Below are 16803 nucleotides of genomic sequence, written 5' to 3'. Positions count from 1 at the left end.
CTTTTTGAGAATTCGCCCTGCCGAGACAGATGACGTGGTTTTCGAGAACCGAAGCGGAGCGGACGTTGGAGTCCGTGAGCATCGGAAGCGGAGAAAACCACGTCAGGTGTCCGGCAGAGGTAGAATTATCGAGAAGGCTCAGCGGATCATGTAGACCTTCTTGACGGTCTCGTGGACGGTGCAGACGCCCTTCCAGTCCTGCGGAAAGAACGCTGCGGTGTCCGGTTCGATGTCGATCACCTCGCCGGATTCGTGGACATAGGTGCAGCGGCCCTCGAGGAAATGGCAGAACTCGTCGCGGGTGACGTGGCAGTGCCATTTGCCCGGCGTGCAGACCCACAGCCCACATTCGGAGCGGCCCTCAGGTCCCTTGTGCAGCAATTTGCCGGAGGTGCGGGATTCTCCCTCGATCATGGTAGGGATGACGCCCCAGTCGACGAGGTCGGTGAGGGCGAGCGGCGATTTCATGATCGGTGTCGGCATGTCGTAGAGCTCCAGTGGCTGGCTTCAGGCCAGCATGTAAATGTTGCGGATGGTCTCGTGGACGGTGCATTCGCCCGCCCAGCCGGCCGGGAACATGACCACCGTGGCGGCGGAGACGTCTATCACCTCGCCGTCGTCCGATCGGTAGGTCGCGCGGCCGGCAACGAAATGGCACAATTCGTCGCGCGGGATCGCCAGCCGCCAGCGGCCGGGCGTGCAGACCCAGATGCCGGATTCCGGCTGGTTGTTCGGCCCCTTGTGGACGAGCCTGCCGGTGGAGTGCGAAGCGCCTTCCAGCGCATCCGGCTGTGCGCCCCAGTCGACGAGGTCGGTGCGGGTCGAGGCTTGGTGGAGATGTGGCACAGAGGAGGTCATGCGGGTGCTCCGCTGGTGCGGCGCATGACTTCGCGATGATCTCGCTCTACGGCGCCCCCCTCTGTCCTGCCGGACATCTCCCCCTCCAGGGGGGAGATCGGACTGCCGCTAGGCCTTCGCCAATTGCCAACGGGTACTGTGAGAAGCCGTCGGCGAAACTGCCAATCTCCCCCCTTGAGGGGGAGATGGCCGGCAGGCCAGAGGTGGGTGCCTTGGCTCGGCACGTCAAGCATCGCGCTCATAGAAGTTCTTCCAGCAGCCCCGCTGCCTTCTCCGGGCCGTTCTGCGCCCGCATCTGCGCCGACGTCTTCGCCAGCTTGGCCTTGATTGCCGGGTCGGTCAGGCAGATTTCGATCCTGGCGATCAGCTCGGCGTCGGTCCAGTCGTAGCGCGGCATGCCGAAGCCGTGGCCGGTCTCCTCGACCCGCGTCGCGTTGTCGTGGCCATCCCAGACATAGGGCATGATGATCGCCGGCTTGCCGAAGTAGAGACACTCGGTGAACGAATTGTTGCCGCCATGGTGGATTACAGCGTCGACCTGCGGGATGACCGAGGGTTGCGGGAACCAGCTCTCGACGATGATGTTTTCGGGCACTTGCGCGTACTGGTCCTTGTAGCCGCCTACATTGACCAGCGCCCGGTAGCGCGTCTTGCCCAGCGTCGCGATGATGCGCTTCAGCAGGTCGACATCGCCGGCGCCAAGACTGCCGAAGGAAACATAGAGCAGCGGCCCGTCATTGTTTTTCGCGAAGGTCGGCACGGTGTAGGGCTTCTCCTGCCGCACGCAGCCTTCCAGATACTGGAACTTTGCCGGGTCGAGCGGACGGCGGCGCTTGAACTTTGCCGCCTCGGGATAGAGCAGCAGGTTGAGGTAGGGCGACGCCTCGAAGAACTGGCCGATCGGATAAGGCGCTTCGTTGTTCGCTTTCAAAAATGCATTGAAGTCGTCATGGATCGGCTTGATGACGGCGTTGAAATGGTTGCGGTAGCGCTCATGACAGGCGTGGTCGTTCTCGCCGCAGCCGGACAGATGCGGCGGGATATCCTCGTCCTCGATCTCGTTTTCCGAGCAGGAGATGACGCGCACCCACGGCTTGCCATACTGCTTGATCGCCGGAAACAGGATGACGTTGTCGACGCAGATGACATCGGGCTTGATTGTCGCAAGCACGCCAGGCAGATCCTTCTCAGCCCATTTGGCGCTGTCGACGATCGCAGTCCAGCAGTCCTTCACGTAGTTGTCGATCTGGTCGTAGGGCGACTTGCGGAAGTTCGGGATATGGCCGTTGATGAAGTCTTCCCAGAACTTGGCCATCTGCTCGGGCGGCATCGGCTCGGACAGGTTCACCGGATGAGCCTCGAAGCCGTAGCCCTTGTAGACGTCGACGAAGCCGGGGTCCGACAGGAATACCGCTCTGTGGCCGCGCGCCTCGACCGCCTGGGCGATGCCGACGGAATTGAGCGCCGGGCCATAGGCCGCTTCCGGAAAAAACGCGATCGTCTTCTGCGCCATGAAAGTTCTCCTTCGATCAATCTGCGAAAATTCTGACGTCGGCGGCATCCCAGCCGAGTTCGACCGCATCGCCTGACGAGACCGGGCGCCGGTCGGCGGCGTCGGCGGTGACGCGCACCAGGAATAGCTTTGGCGACAGAGCGGTGCGGACATGCAGCTGCAGGTCGAGCCCGTGATAGGCGAGCGCCTCGACGGTGCCGGCGATCCGGTTGGCTGTCTCTGGCGACGGGAAAAGCCGGATGCGTTCGGGCCGCACCGAAGCGACCGCCGCTGCTCCGGGCGAAAGTGTTGCGGGAACCGTTCCGGCGATCCGCGCGCCGTTGGCCGCCATGACCCCGTCGGCGGCGGCTTTACCGGGCACGAAATTCATGACGCCGATGAAGTCGGCGACGAAACGGTCGGCCGGATGCTCGTAGACCGCATGCGGCGTGTCGCATTGCAGCAGTTTGCCGTCCCTGAGCACGGCCATGCGGTCGGCCATGACAAGCGATTCTTCCTGGTCATGGGTGACGATGACGAAGGTAATGCCGACCTCGTGCTGCAAGCGCTTCAGCTCCAGCTGCATGGCGCCGCGCAATTTCTTGTCGAGCGCGCCGAGCGGCTCGTCGAGCAGCAGCAGCCGGGGCCGCTTGACCAACGCCCGGGCAAGCGCGACGCGCTGTTTCTGGCCGCCCGACAATTGCTCCGGCTTGCGGTCGGCGAAAGGAATGAGCTCGGTCGTCGCCAGGATGGCGTCGACGCGGGAGCGGATTTCATTTGCCGGCAAACGGTCCATTTCGAGGCCGTAGGAGACATTGGCCCTGACGCTCATATGCGGAAACAGCGCATAGGACTGGAACATCAGATTGACCGGCCGCTTGTTGGGCGGGGTTTTAGCGATGTCGCGGCCGTCGAGCAGGATGCGCCCGTGATTGGGGGTCTCGAAGCCGGCCAGCATGCGCAACAGCGTGGTCTTGCCACAGCCCGAAGGACCAAGCAAGGCGAAGAACTCGTTCTCGCGGATATCAAGCGAGATGCCGTCCACGGCCGTGACCCGGCCGAAATTCTTCGACACCTTGTCGATTGCCAGCAGCGTGCGGGGCGCGCTCATTGGCCGATCACCCCGCGGTTGAGCCGCTGCGACAGGGTCAGCGCGGTGATGCTGACCGCCATGACGATGGTCGCCAATGCGTTTATCTCCGGGGTGATGCCGAAGCGGATCATCGAATAGATCTGCATCGGCAGCGTGGTCGAGGCGCGGCCGGCGCCTGATGTGAAGAAGGCGATGATGAACTCGTCGACCGAAAGCGTGAAGGCGAGCAGCGCACCGGCGACGACCGCCGGCAGGATGACCGGCAATGTCACCCGCCTGAAGGTGGTGAGCGCGGAAGCGCCGAGATCGGCGGAGGCCTCGACGATCGACCAGTCGAAGCTCTTCAGCCGCGCGCGCACCACCGAACAGACGAAGGCGAGGTTGAAGACGACATGGGCGAGGATGATGGTGTGCAGGCCCAGGGTGAAATCGAGCAAAGAGAAGAAGCTGAGCAGCGCGATCGCCAGCACGATGTCGGGAATGATCATCGGCGCAAAGATCAGCGCCTCGAGTCCGCTCCCATATTGCCGGCGTATTTCGACGCCGATCGCCAGCAGCGTGCCGAGCAGCGTGGCGATGGCGGTCGAGACCAGCGCCACGATCAGCGTGTTGAGGGCGGCGGAAAGGATCGCGGCGTTTCCGGCAAGCGAGGCATACCATTTCAGCGAAAAGCCCGACCAGACGGTCGGCAGCCCGCCTTGATTGAAAGACAGCGCCACCAGCACGGCGATCGGAATGTAGAGGAAGGCGAAGACGAGGACGAGAATCGTTCGCAGGCCGAAGATGCGGGCAAACGACTGGGTCATGATGGCCGCCGCTTGAAGGTATAACGGTGAGCGAGCGGCCAGCGTCCTTCTCCCCGTTTACGGGGAGGAGATGCCGGCAGACAGATGAGGGGCAACGCCCAACATTGCCGGCGTTTGCGCCGCCCCTCATCCGCCCCTTCGGGGCACCTTCTCCCCGTAAACGGGGAGAAGGGAAAGAGAGGCCAGCGCTCAGCCATCGGCGCCTCCTTTCGCTTCGGCGATACGGCCGGCGGCGCGATCGGCGGCCAAGGCCTGCGCCGTCAGCACCAGCAGCATGATGGCGATCAGCGCCATCGCCAGTGCTGCGCCGAACGGCCAGTCATTGGCGGTAAGGAACTGGTCGTAGACGAGATTGCCGATCATCTGGAAACGGCCGCCGCCGAGCAGTGCGGGCGTTACGAAATTGCCGATCGACAGCACGAACACGAAGACCGCCCCGGCGGCGATACCCGGCACCGTCAGTGGCAGGATGATCCGGCGAAATGTGGTCATAGCCGAAGCGCCAAGATCGCGCGATGCCTCGGCGAGCTCCGGATTGAGCCGCGACAGCGGCGCGTAGCAGGCCAGGATCACGAAGGGCAGGTAATTGTAGACCAGACCGGCGATGACGGCGCCTTCGGTATAGAGCATCGATGGCGGCTCGCCGGTGTAGCCGAACCAGCGCAAGAGTTGGGTGATCAGGCCTTCACGGTTGAGCAGCACGATCCAGGCGTAGGTGCGGATCAGGTAGTTGGACCAGAACGGCAAGACGGCGAAGAAAAGGAACACCGGTTGCCACCGGCGCGGTGCCGCCGCGATCGCATAGGCGGCGGCATAGCCGATCACCACGGCGATCAGGGTTGCCGTGCCGGCGATGCGCGCCGAATTGAAGAAGATGCCGGCATAGAGCGGGTCGAAGACCAGCCCGAAATTCTCCAGCGTGAAGGTGTATTCGATGCCACCATAGATGCCGCGCCGGAAGAAGGCGAGCGCCAGCACCAACGCGCATGGCACCACCATCAAGGCGGTGAGCCAGGCCAGCGCCGGCGCCATCAGCAAAGAGGAGCGAGAGGGGACGAAAGATCTCATTGAGGAGTACCCCCCTCTGGCCTGCCGGCCATCTCAAAGGCATCGAATTTGTGTTTGGACAGGCGCCCCCTCACCCGGATTGCGAAGGGCAATTCGGGGCAATCCGACCTCTCCCCGAGGGGAGAGGAGATCGTCGGCGCTGGCGCCTGCCTCTTCTCCCCAGCGGAGAGAAAGTGGCCGCCCACGGGTCTTGCCTCCGGCAAGCCCGAGGACAGGCTCCGCGGCCGGATGAGGGGGTGCTGCGCCGGAGATTGGCGACAGGCCGCAATCCAGCCGATCTCCCCCCTTGAGGGGGAGATGGCCGGCAGGCCAGAGGGGGGCGTGAAGGAACGCAAGCCTGATTCCAGATGCCGAAACTATTGCGCGGCCTTGATCTCGCTGACGATCTTCGAATAGTCGCGCTGGGCATCGCCGACGTCGCGCAACTGCTCGAACTTGACCAGCTCGGCCACCGGCATGGCCATATTGGGGAATTTGGCGAGGAAATCGGCCGGCAGGCTTTCCATAGCCGGCTTGTTCGGCACCTTGTAGTCGATGTTCTGGGCCGCCCAGGCGTGGTTCTTGGCGTCCAGCATGAAGTTGATGAACTGGAAGGCGGCGTCCTTGTTGGCCGATGCCTTCATCACCACCATCGTGTCGACCCACAGGTCCGAGCCTTCCTTGGGTATGGTGTATTTAATCTCAGGATTTTCGGCGATGCCGTAATTGCACCAGCCATCCCATGCCTGCACCATTAGCGCCTCGCCCGAGACCAGCTTCGAATAGAAGGTGGTGTCGTCATAGGCGAGCAAGGTCTTCTTGGCCGAGATCAGCAGGTCCTTGACCTCGGCGAGCTTGGCCGGATCGGTCTCGTTGACCGAATAGCCTTTGGCGAGCTGGCCGGCGGCAAGTAGCCAGCGGTCGGTTGCCAGCATGGTGGTCTTGCCCTTGAGCGCATCGGACGGGGCGAGAAGATCATTCCAGCTGGCCGGCTCAGTCTTGACCAGATCCGAGCGGTAGCAGAGGCCGGTGGTGCCCCAGGTGTAAGGCACGGAAAAATTGTTGCCGTCGTCGTGCGGCAGCTTCGCCGCCTCGGGATAGAGATTGGCGAGGTTGGGGACCTTGGCGTGGTCGATCGTCTCGATCAGGCCGAGCTTGTTCAGGACTTCGGCGAAGGGCGAGGAGACGAAAACCACGTCATAGCCCTTGCCGCCCGACGCGACGAGCTTGCCCATGATCTCCTCATTGGTGGCGTGAACGACGACCTCGCCGGAAACGCCGGTCGCCGCCTTGAAGGCGGCCATGGCATCCGGCGCCATGTAGCCGTCCCAGTTGGAAATGACGAGGTCGGCGGCGGCCGCTGGCGCCGACAGCGCCATGGCGAGGCCAAGCGCGATCGAGGATGTTTTTAACGAACGGTGCCGCAGGGTGGTGGCGGTCATGACAGACTCCCATTCTGGTTGATCGTCGAATTCAATCAATCGTCGGACCAGCGCTTGCGATCATGCCGCCGCTTCGATCCTGTTCCCCGGTCTTTTTTTGTTGCCGATTGACGTCACAGTACTATTGCAGAAAAAAGTACGTCAATCCATAATTTGCCAGATCGCTGCGAAATCGCCGATTGTGTCTACAAGGGCGATCGGTCAAACCGCAGCGGTCAAGCCCGCTCACGAGAATCACCATGCAAGCCGTTGCCAGACGACCACGTACCAACCATCTCGATCTCGCTCAGCGCATTCTCGATGTGGCCCGGCAACGCGGCTTTGAGGCCGGCGCTCATCTCCCGGAACAGCAGATCGCTTCTCTCTGCAACGTCTCGCGGACCCCGGTGCGGGCCGCGTTGCGCCTGCTCACCGAAAAAGGCGTGGTGCGCTGGCAAGCTGAATCCGGCTATCGGCTGGCCGTCGACCTCACCAACCAGGCGACCGTTGCCGCCGACCTGCCGAGCGCCGAAGAAGACGAACTCGCGGAAATGATCCTGCGCGACCGGTCGGCGCGCCGACTGGATCAGACGGTGACCATCGGCGCGCTGATGCGGCGGTATGATGCCGAGCGAAAGACGGTACTAAAAGCGCTAAAGAAACTGACAGATGAAAATCTTCTGGACCGGGCACCGGGCCAGGCCTGGCTGTTCAGGCGGGCGCCTGACGATCCAGAGGCACAAGGGGAAAGCTACGAGTTCCGCCTGCTGCTCGAACCCGCCGCCATTCTGGCGTCTGGCTTTCGGCTGGACGGGACCCGCGCGGCAGCCTTGCGCCAGGGCATGGAAACGCTGCTGGCGCTGCCCGACGCCGCGTTCGATATCAGAGAGTTCCAGCGGCTGGACATCGATTTTCACGGCATGATCGCCGACGGCGCCGCCAATCGGTTCGTCACCGACGCGCTGTCCGATCACCTCAGGCTGCGCCGGCTGCCGGGGACTTATGCCGGCGTCAACGTCTTCCGGCTGAAACAATCGCTGCGCGAGCACCTGACCATACTCGACCAATTGGAAAGCCGGCAGTATGAGGTTGCAGCCGATCTGCTTCGCGTCCACCTGCGGTTGTCCCGCAGTCAGCGGCCGCAGGCGGCCAGTCGAGGGGCCCCCGCATTGTTCGGCATGATCAGCCGGCCGGAATAACGAGGAACATGCGCAAAGCCAGCCCGACCATCGCGCTGTTTCCCGAAGCGAGCTTCGGCGCCGCGCTCAATTGCGTCGGCATCGCACAGGCCTTGCGCGCAAGGGGCGCCCGGCCGGTGTTCATCTGTCACGCCGGCTTTTCCGGCGTGTTTGCCGACTACGGGTTTCAGGAATACCAGTTGCCGACCGACGATCCGCTGACCGACAGCGAGCGCCAGAGCTACTGGCAGGCGTTCGTGCGCCGCCATCTGCCGCATTTCAGGCTGAGCCCGATCGATCAGCTCGAAACCTACGTCGCCCCGACCTGGGAAGCGATCGTCGATACCGCGGTCAATGCCGAGGCGCCGCTGCGCCAATTGCTGGCCAGGCTGAAGCCGGATGCCGTGGTGCTCGACAACGTCATCATGTTTCCGGCGCTGGCTGCCGTCGGCTGCCCCTGGGTGCGCGTCGTCTCCTGCGCCGAGACCGAGCTACCCGACGCCGATGTACCCCCCTATCTGTCCGGGCTCGCCGCCGACGACCCGAGCCGTGCGGCCTTCGAGGTCCGTTATCTGGCAGCGGTCGCTCCGGCGCATGATCGGTTTAACCGGCTTCGGACCGACGCTGGACTTGCGCCCTTGCCGAAGGGTCTTTTTCTGGAAGCTTCGCCTGACCTCAATTTGCTGCTGACTCCGACGATCGTGCGCAGGGAGCGGGCAGAGCCGCTCGACCCGGCCCGCTTCGTCTATCTTGAAGGCTGCGTCCGCTCGGAAGGGCCGTTCGACGTGCCGGTCTTTCCGCGCAATGACGGGCCGCTGGTCTATCTCAGCTTCGGCAGCCTGGGCGCCATGGATGTCGGCCTGATCGAGCGCATGCTCACCTTGTTCGACCGGCTTCCGGCCCGCTTCATCGTCAATGTCGGTGGCCTGCGTGACACCTATCGCGCGGTTCCGGACAATGTCTATCTCGACGCCTGGTTTCCGCAGCCGTCGGTCGTTGCGAAATCCGACCTCTTCATCCATCACGGCGGCAACAACAGCTTTTGCGAAGCGCTGCGTTTCGGCGTGCCGTCGCTGATCATGCCCTATTGCTGGGACGGGCATGACAATGCGCGACGCGCCGAGGAAACCGGAGTCGGCCGCCACATCAGCCGCGATGGCTGGAGCGACGACGAACTGGAAAACGCCATCCTTGGCCTAATGGCCGATCGCGAGATGCGCTTTCGTCTCAAGGAGAATGCAGCCACCATGGCACGGGCGCCGGGAACCGACGCCACCGCCGAAGCCATTCTCGCCCTCGTAAGGACGTGACCTGATGCTCAACACCACGACAACGGATGCACCGCAAATGACCCCAACGGAGGATCCGAAGGGATGGCTGGAGCAGCAGGGGATCAGGGAAGTCGAGTGCCTGGTGCCGGATGTGAATGGCGTGTTGCGTGGCAAGGCCCTGCCGAAGGCCAGGTTCCTGAAGTCGCTCGAGGACCGTGCGCTCTACCTGCCGAGCAGCGCCTTCCTGGTCTGCATAGACGGCCGCTATTCCGGTTCCAACGACGAGGGCTTCGGCTATCAGGACCCCGACATGCGGATGGTGCCGGATGTCGCGACGCTCTGCCTTGCACCCGGTGCCGGAGCAGGGAAAGCCTATGTCTTCGCCGATGCGTTTCACATGGACGACCGGCCGTGGATGGCCTCGCCACGTCATGTCTTGAGGGCCGTGCTTGATCTCTATCGCCAGCGCGGCTGGCGGGCAGTAGTCGCGCCGGAGCTCGAATTCTACCTGACCGCGCCCAATCCAGATCCCGATCGGCCGCTGACCGCACCGGTCGGGCGCAATGGCCGCCCCGAAACCGTACAGCACCCCTACGACATGGCGGCGCTGGAGGAGTTCGAGCCGGTGATCCGGCGCCTCTACGACTATGCCGCGGCGGCCGGGCTGCCGCTCGACACGCTGATCCACGAATCGGGCACGGCGCAGCTCGAGATCAATTTCCTGCATGGCGACGCGCTGCCGCTGGCCGACAAGGTGCTGCTGTTCAAGCGGTTGACGCGCCAGGCCGCGCAGGAAGGTGGCATGCATGCGACCTTCATGGCCAAGCCGATCGCCGCGCAAGCCGGCAGCTCCATGCATCTCCACATGTCGGTCATCGACGAGGCCGGGAATACGCTGTTTGCTGGGCGTGACGATGCCGACACCGAGATGTTCGGGCATTTCATTGGCGGCCTGCAGAAATACATTCCCGACGTGATGCCGCTGTTTGCGCCGAACGTGAATTCGTTCCGCCGCATCCGGCCGAACCACAGCGCCCCCGCCAACATCGAGTGGTCGCACGACAATCGCTCCTGCGGCCTGCGCGTGCCGGCCGGCGGGCGGGCCGCGCGGCGGGTGGAAAACCGGGTGCCCGGCGCCGACGCCAATCCCTATCTGGCGATGGCCGGCTCGCTGCTCTGTGGCTATCTCGGCGTCGAGGAAAAGCTCTCGCGTTCGCCCGAGGCATCGGGCAACGCCTATCGCAGCAAGAGCACGCTGCCGAAAACCATGGAGGAGGCGCTCGACCGTTTCGCTGCGTGCAGCCCGGTTCGGGAGCTGCTCGGTGAGGATTTCTTCCAGACCTATCTGCGCGTCAAGAGCGTCGAGCTCGACCTGTTCCAGAGCGTCGTGACGAGCTGGGAACGCGATCACCTGCTGCTCAAGGTTTGATGATGGGCTTCAACTCCGGCCTCGATATCGGCAAATCCTACTATGTCGCAACGGCCAATCCGGCGCCGGATCATCCGGCGCTGCAGGGCGATATCGACGCCGATCTGGTGGTGGTCGGCGGCGGCTGTACCGGCCTGTCCGCAGCCCTTCATGCGGCCGAGCGCGGGCTGAAGGTCGTACTTCTGGAAGGCGGCAAGATCGGCTGGGGGGCATCGGGGCGCAATGGCGGCCAGATCATCCCCGGCCTGCGCAAGGGCGCCAAGGGTCTGGTCAAGCTTTATGGGCCCGAACGGGCTCGGGCGCTGTTCGATCTCGCCTTCGAGGCGCGCGGGCTGGTGCTCGACCTGATCGAGCGCCATGCCATCGATTGCGACCCTCGGCTCACCGGGCATCTGGCCGGTGCGGTCAACGGCTCCGACCTGCGCGACCTCGAAGAAGAGGCCGAGTGCCTTGCCGCCGTGATGGACTTTCATGACGTCGAGATACTGTCGGCGGAGCAGGCGCGTGCAATGGTGAACACGCCCTATCACGGCGCGATGTACGAGAAGCTCGGCGGCCATATGCATCCGCTGAACTACACGCTGGGTCTTGCCCGCGCCGCGGCAGCGGCAGGTGTCACCATCCACGAAAATTCGGTGGCGCTGCGGCTGGAGCGGGAACCTGCCATCAGGGTTGCGACGGCCAAGGGTTCGGTCCGGGCCAAGCATGTCGTGCTGGCGGGCGACGCGCTGCTCCAGGGGCTCGAGCCGCGCGTCAACAGCCGCATCATGCCGGTCGGCAACTACATCGTCGCCACCGAGCCGCTGGACGACCCGAGCGACGTCATCCCAAGCAATGTCGCCGTTTCCGACACCCGCTTCGTGGTCAACTACTACCGGCTGTCGGCGGACGGACGCCTGCTGTTCGGCGGCGGCGAGCGCTACACGCCGTCGCCGCCCGCCGACATTGCCGGCTTCGTGCGGCCGCATATGGAAAAGACCTTTCCGCAATTGCGCGGCCGCCGCATCGATCATGCCTGGGGCGGGCTGGTCTCGGTGACAACATCGCGCCTGCCGGATGTCGGCCACTATGGCGAGGTCTATTTTGCGCATGGCTATTCCGGCAAGGGCGTGATCCTGTCGACGCTGTCGGGAAAGCTGCTTGCCGAGGCGATCACCGGCGATGCTTCGCGGCTCGATCTGATTTCGACGCTGAGGCCAATGCCGTTTCCCGGCGGCACCGCGCTGCGCGGCCCGCTCTATGTGCTCGGCATGCTCTGGTACGCCATGCGCGACCGCATCAAGCATTGAGCGCAAGCGATCCACTGCCGCCGTGGTTGCGATGGAGGGCGGCCAGGTTGCAGCTTTTCCGCCGGCAAATTTGACCATGTGGACAAAGGTGGGGCTCCGTTCCATAGTTCTCTGGCTGATACTCCAGAGAACAAAGCCGGCTCGACGCGGCGCCAATCAGAGGGGCATGCAATGGAAAATGGGAAGAGCAAAATGCAATCGAAACGCGAAGGACTTTCGCGACGCAATGTGCTGGAACTCGGCGCGCTTGGCCTGGCGGCAGCCATGCTGCCGGGCAGTGCCTTGGCGCAGGACAAGAAGCTGAAGGTGGCGGCGATCTTCGCCACGCCGACCGAGGAGCCATGGGTCCACCAGATCCATGTCGCCCTGCAGAGGGCCGAGAAGGAACTCGGCATCGAATACAAATGGTCGGAGAAAGTGCAGACGGCCGACTTCAGCCGTGTCATGCGCGAATATGCGCAGGGCGGCTATGAGCTGGTGTTGGGCGATGCTTTCGCGGCCGAGCGCGAATCCCGCCGCACGGCCAAGCAGTTTCCGAAGGTCGCCTTCCTGTTCGGCTCCGGCGCCGGGCCGGCCGAGCCGAATTTCGCAGTCTTCGATAACTGGATTCACGAGCCGGCCTATCTCTCCGGCCTGATCGCCGGAAAGATGTCGAAATCAGGCACGATCGGCGCCGTCGCGGCGATGGGCATTCCGGAAGTGAATCGGCTGGTCAATGCCTTCTTTGCCGGCGCCCGGGAGGTCAATCCTGAAATCAAGAGGAAGGTCGCTTTCATCGGCTCCTTCTTCGACCCGCCAAAGGCGAAGGAAGCGGCGATCGCCCAGATCGACGCCGGTGTCGACGTGATCTATGCCGAACGTTTCGGCGTCATCGAAGCGGCGGTCGAGAGGAAGATCCTCGCCATCTCCAACATGTCCGACCAGTCCAACCTCGGCCCGGACTCAGTGATCACCGGCCCGGTCTGGGACATGTATCCGACGGTCGAGCACGCGATCAAGCTGGTCAAGGCCGGCGTCTTCACCGCGCAGGACTACGGCGATTTCTCGCGCATGGCCAAGGGCGGCTCCTTTCTGGCGCCGTATCACAAATTCGAGAAGACGCTGCCCGCCGACGTCAAGGAGCTGGTCGAAACGAAAAAGGCAGAAATCCTCGACGGCAATTTCCGCGTCAACGTCGACGAGGAAACGCCGGTTTCGGATTGAGCGGCGCAGCCCTCCCCTTTGAGGGGAGGGTGGCCCGAAGGGCCGGGTGGGGTCCGCTGTGACGCGCTCCATCTTTATCGGTCTAAAGGTCGAGGCAGCTGAGGTGACCCCTCCCGCCTCGCTTCGCTCGGCACCCTCCCCTCAAGGGGGAGGGGTGTCAGCGCCATCTCTCACCAGGAGCACCCTTGTCAACGCCCGCCCCTCTCATCGAAATGCGCGGCATCTCCAAGAGCTTCGGCGCCGTCAAGGCGAACGAAGCCGTCGATCTGAGCGTCGCGCCGGGCGAAATTCTCGGGCTGCTGGGTGAAAACGGCGCCGGCAAGACGACGCTGATGAACGTGCTGTTCGGCGCCTATGCGCCGGACGCCGGTGAGATCCTGGTTCAGGGCCGGCCGGTGACGATCAACAGCTCGGCCGATGCGCTCGTCGCCGGCATCGGCATGGTGCACCAGCATTTTCATCTGGCGCCGCGGCTTTCGGTGCTGGAAAACCTGCTGATCGGCATTCCCGGCAAATCGGGCCGGATCGATCGCGCCGGTGGGCGGGCGCGGCTCAACGAGATCGGCCGGCAGCATGGGCTTACGCTCGATCCGGACCTTCCCGTCTCGGCGCTGTCGATCGGCGAGCAGCAGCGGCTCGAAATCGTCAAGGCGCTGTTTCGCGGTGCAAGGCTGCTGATCCTCGACGAGCCGACGGCGGTGCTGGCGCCGACAGAGGTCGACGGGCTGTTTTCGGCGTTGCGGTCGATGGCGGCCCAGGGTCTCGGCATCATCTTCATCTCGCATAAGCTCAACGAGGTGCGCGCGCTGACCCATCGCTGCGTGGTGCTGCGGCATGGCCGCGTGACTGGGCGCGTCGATGCCCCTGCCAGCACGACGTCGTCGGAAATGGCGCGGCTGATGTGCGGCCACGAGATCGTTCCGCCGGCCAGGGGACCGTCCACGCCGGGTGAGGCTGTGCTGACCCTTGACGGCATCTCGACCTCGCGCCATTCCGGCATGGCGCTCGCCGATGTCTCGCTCTTTGTCCGCGCGGGCGAGATCCTCGGCATTGCCGGCGTTTCCGGCAATGGCCAGCGGGCGCTGGCGGAGGTGGTCTCCGGCATTCGTGCGCCCGATGCCGGCCGGATGACGATAGCCGGCAAAATGGTCTCGCGATTCTCGCCGCGCGAGGTGCAGGCGCTCGGCCTCGGGCGTATACCGGAAGACCGCATGACGACCGGGCTGGTCACCAATCTGCCGCTGGCGGATTCGATGGTGCTGCCGCGCATCGGCACGGGGGCGTTCAGCCACAACGGCCTGCTCAGGTCCGACGCGATCCGCGCCTTCGCCGAAGCACAGATCAAGGCCTATGACATACGCTGCCCGGGACCGATGACGCGGGCCGGGGCGCTTTCCGGCGGCAATCTGCAGAAGGCGCTGCTGGCGCGCGAGCTCGCCTTCGACCCAAAGGTGCTGGTCGTGTCGCAGCCGACGCGCGGTCTCGACATTGGTGCGGCGCGCTTCATCCACGAGAAGTTCCTCGACATGCGTGCCAAGGGCTGCGGCATCATCGTCATCGGCGAGGATCTCGAAGAGCTGCTCATGCTCTGCGACCGCATTGCGGTGATGTATGAGGGACGTATCGTCGGTACGCTCGACAGCGCCGATGCCACCATCGCGCGGCTCGGCCTGATGATGACCGGGGCGGAGGGCCATAGTTGATGTTCCGTCTCGAAGCCCGCACCAGCACGCCCGGCTGGTTCAATCTCGCCCTGCCGCTGCTGGCGATCGGCGCGACATTGGTGCTGTGCAGCGGCCTCATCGCGCTGGCCGGCGCCGGGGTGATCGAGGCCTATGGCGTGATGTTCTCGGCGTCGCTGGGCGACAGCTACGCCATCACCGAAACGCTGGTGCGCGCGACCCCGATGATCTTTACCGGGCTTGCCGTCGCCGTCGCCTTCCGCGCCAAATTCTGGAACATCGGCGCCGAGGGGCAGTTGCTTGCCGGTGCGGTGGCGAGCTGCGCCGTCGGCGCCATCCCGATGCCGGGGCCGCTCGCCATGCTTCTGATGGCGGTGGCGGGCGCTGCCGCCGGTGCGGCAGTCGCTTTGGTGCCGGCGACGCTGCGCGTAAACTTCAGGGTTGATGACGTGGTCAGCTCGCTGCTGCTCAACTCGGTCATCTTCTATGCCCTGATGGCGCTGATCGAAGGCCCGTGGAAAGACAGTTTCAGCGGCTACCCGATCTCGCCGCCGATCGAGGATTCCGCGAATTTCCCGGTGCTGCTTGAAGGCACGCGGCTGCATCTCGGCGTCGTGGCGGCTTTCCTTGCTGCGCCGGTGATCTGGTTCCTGATTGCGCGCACGACGCTCGGCTTCAGGATCAGGGTCATCGGCGAGAATCCCGAGGCCGCGCGCTATGGCGGTATCCATGTCGAGCGGGTGCTGATCTCGACGGCGCTGCTGTCCGGCGCGCTGGCTGGCCTTGCCGGGGTCGGCGAGGTCGGCGGCGTGCATTTCCAGGTGATGAGCGACATCTCGCCGGGCTATGGCTATTCCGGCATCGTCGTCGCCATGCTGGCGAGGCTCAATCCGCTCGGCGTGGTGCCGGCGGCGCTCTTCCTCGCCGCCGTCATGACCGGCGCCGAGGCGATGTCGCGGGCGACCGGCGTTCCCGCCTTCCTCAGTGATGTCATCCAGGGAACCGCGCTGCTCGCCATGCTGGTGGCGCTGCTGTTCACCGTCTACCGCGTCCGCCGCGTGGGGACAGCCAGATGAGCGTGGTGCTCGAACAGATTTTTCAGGTCGGCTTCCTCGCCGCGATCATCCGCATTGCCACGCCTTTGGCTTTCGCAACGCTGGGCGAGATGTTCTCCGAGCGGGCCGGCGTGCTCAATCTCGGCATCGAAGGCATCATGCTGTTGTCGGCGATGACCGGCTTCACCGCGACCAGCCTCAGCGGCAGCCTGTGGCTCGGCGTGCTTGCGGCGATGCTGACCGGTGCGCTGATGGGTGCCGTGCATGCGCTGTTTACGGTGGCGCTCGGCCTCAGTCAGCATGTCTGCGGCATCGGCGTCACGCTGTTCTCGTCGGGCCTGGCCTATTTCCTCTACCGGCTGATCTTCGGCCAGCAATCGGTGCCGCCCAGCATCAAGAGTTTCGAAACGCTGCCGATCCCTGTTCTCTCCGACATCCCGGTGCTCGGACCGGCGGTATTCAACCAGTTTTCGCTGGTCTACATGGCGATGGCAGCCGTTCCCCTGGCCGCCTTCGTGCTCTATCGGACGCCGTGGGGCCTGTCGGTGCGCATGGTCGGCGAAAATCCACGCGCCGCCGACTCGGCCGGCGTCAGCGTCATCGCCACGCGCTTCCAAGCGGTGATCCTCGGCGGTGCCTTGATGGGGCTGGCCGGGGCTTTCCTGTCGATGGTGCAGTTCAACGCATTCACCTTCGGCCTCGTTTCAGGGCGTGGCTGGGTGGCGATCGCGCTGGTTGTCTTCGGCCGCTGGGATCCCTGGCGTTCGGCAGGGGCCGCCCTGCTGTTCGCCTTCGTCGATGCCTTGCAACTGCGCATGCAGGCGAGCGGGCTCGGCCACATTCCCTATGAGGCGTTCCTTATGCTGCCCTTCATCTTCACCATCGTTGCGATGGCGGTAATGTCGCGCAATGCCGTCGCGCCTTCGGCGCTGCTCAAGCCGTTCCGCCGGGAGGAACGTTGACAGGCTGGGGCGAAATT

The 16803-nt window shown here is 64.2% G+C and carries 15 protein-coding genes; 8 read left to right on the top strand and 7 right to left on the bottom strand.

All coding sequences use genetic code 11. The features are described 5' to 3' along the window. Nucleotides 1-138: 138 nt before the first annotated feature. The 7 genes from AC0L3I_RS02230 to AC0L3I_RS02200 form a co-directional block, all read right to left on the bottom strand. A complete protein-coding gene (locus AC0L3I_RS02230) occupies nt 139-483 on the bottom strand; it encodes a cupin domain-containing protein (protein WP_473525820.1) in 345 nt (114 codons plus the stop codon). 24 nt (nt 484-507) lie between these two features. Next, nucleotides 508-858 carry a cupin domain-containing protein gene (locus AC0L3I_RS02225; RefSeq protein ID WP_473485882.1) on the bottom strand — a complete coding sequence of 117 codons (351 nt, stop codon included), beginning with the start codon at nt 856-858 and terminating at the stop codon, nt 508-510. A 238-nt stretch (nt 859-1096) separates the two neighbouring features. Further along, nucleotides 1097-2371, bottom strand: coding sequence for a glycosyltransferase (locus AC0L3I_RS02220; protein WP_473525819.1), 1275 nt, complete (start codon nt 2369-2371; stop codon nt 1097-1099). Nucleotides 2372-2387: 16 nt separating this feature from the next. Next, complete coding sequence (locus AC0L3I_RS02215) at nt 2388-3461, bottom strand: ABC transporter ATP-binding protein (RefSeq protein WP_473525818.1); 1074 nt, start codon at nt 3459-3461, stop codon at nt 2388-2390. Continuing rightward, nucleotides 3458-4249 carry an ABC transporter permease gene (locus AC0L3I_RS02210; RefSeq protein WP_473525817.1) on the bottom strand — a complete coding sequence of 264 codons (792 nt, stop codon included), beginning with the start codon at nt 4247-4249 and terminating at the stop codon, nt 3458-3460. Before AC0L3I_RS02210 ends, AC0L3I_RS02215 begins: the two co-directional genes overlap by 4 nt. Nucleotides 4250-4438: 189 nt before the next feature. Then, nucleotides 4439-5281 (bottom strand): ABC transporter permease, encoded by an 843-nt coding sequence (locus AC0L3I_RS02205; RefSeq protein ID WP_473525988.1) that lies wholly within the window; start codon nt 5279-5281, stop codon nt 4439-4441. Between the two features lie 392 nt (nt 5282-5673). Beyond that, complete coding sequence (locus tag AC0L3I_RS02200; RefSeq protein WP_473525816.1) at nt 5674-6738, bottom strand: polyamine ABC transporter substrate-binding protein; 1065 nt, start codon at nt 6736-6738, stop codon at nt 5674-5676. Nucleotides 6739-6977: 239 nt separating this feature from the next. Between AC0L3I_RS02200 and AC0L3I_RS02195 the strand changes: the two genes are divergently transcribed. The 8 genes from AC0L3I_RS02195 (at nt 6978) to AC0L3I_RS02160 (ending at nt 16786) form a co-directional block, all read left to right on the top strand. Beyond that, nucleotides 6978-7916: a GntR family transcriptional regulator gene (locus AC0L3I_RS02195; protein WP_473525815.1), complete on the top strand. Its 939-nt coding sequence runs from the start codon at nt 6978-6980 to the stop codon at nt 7914-7916. Between the two features lie 8 nt (nt 7917-7924). Then, nucleotides 7925-9205, top strand: a complete 1281-nt coding sequence (locus AC0L3I_RS02190) for a glycosyltransferase (protein ID WP_473525814.1) — start codon at nt 7925-7927, stop codon at nt 9203-9205. Between the two features lie 37 nt (nt 9206-9242). Beyond that, nucleotides 9243-10595, top strand: a complete 1353-nt coding sequence (locus tag AC0L3I_RS02185) for a glutamine synthetase family protein (RefSeq protein ID WP_473525813.1) — start codon at nt 9243-9245, stop codon at nt 10593-10595. After that, nucleotides 10595-11884, top strand: coding sequence for an NAD(P)/FAD-dependent oxidoreductase (locus tag AC0L3I_RS02180; RefSeq protein WP_473525812.1), 1290 nt, complete (start codon nt 10595-10597; stop codon nt 11882-11884). Before AC0L3I_RS02185 ends, AC0L3I_RS02180 begins: the two co-directional genes overlap by 1 nt. A 171-nt stretch (nt 11885-12055) precedes the next feature. Then, on the top strand, nt 12056-13087 hold the full coding sequence (locus tag AC0L3I_RS02175; protein WP_473525811.1) for a BMP family protein: 1032 nt from the start codon (nt 12056-12058) through the stop codon (nt 13085-13087). A 212-nt stretch (nt 13088-13299) separates the two neighbouring features. After that, a complete protein-coding gene (locus tag AC0L3I_RS02170) occupies nt 13300-14790 on the top strand; it encodes an ABC transporter ATP-binding protein (protein WP_473525987.1) in 1491 nt (496 codons plus the stop codon). After that, nucleotides 14790-15845: an ABC transporter permease gene (locus AC0L3I_RS02165; protein ID WP_473485872.1), complete on the top strand. Its 1056-nt coding sequence runs from the start codon at nt 14790-14792 to the stop codon at nt 15843-15845. The genes AC0L3I_RS02170 and AC0L3I_RS02165 overlap by 1 nt, the downstream gene beginning before the upstream one ends. Continuing rightward, complete coding sequence (locus tag AC0L3I_RS02160; protein WP_473525810.1) at nt 15842-16786, top strand: ABC transporter permease; 945 nt, start codon at nt 15842-15844, stop codon at nt 16784-16786. Before AC0L3I_RS02165 ends, AC0L3I_RS02160 begins: the two co-directional genes overlap by 4 nt. Nucleotides 16787-16803: the final 17 nt, after the last annotated feature.

The sequence above is a fragment of the Mesorhizobium sp. WSM4840 genome (assembly GCF_055811755.1).
Note: the sequence above shows the minus strand (reverse complement) of the source record. Positions and strands in the feature narration are given on the sequence as shown.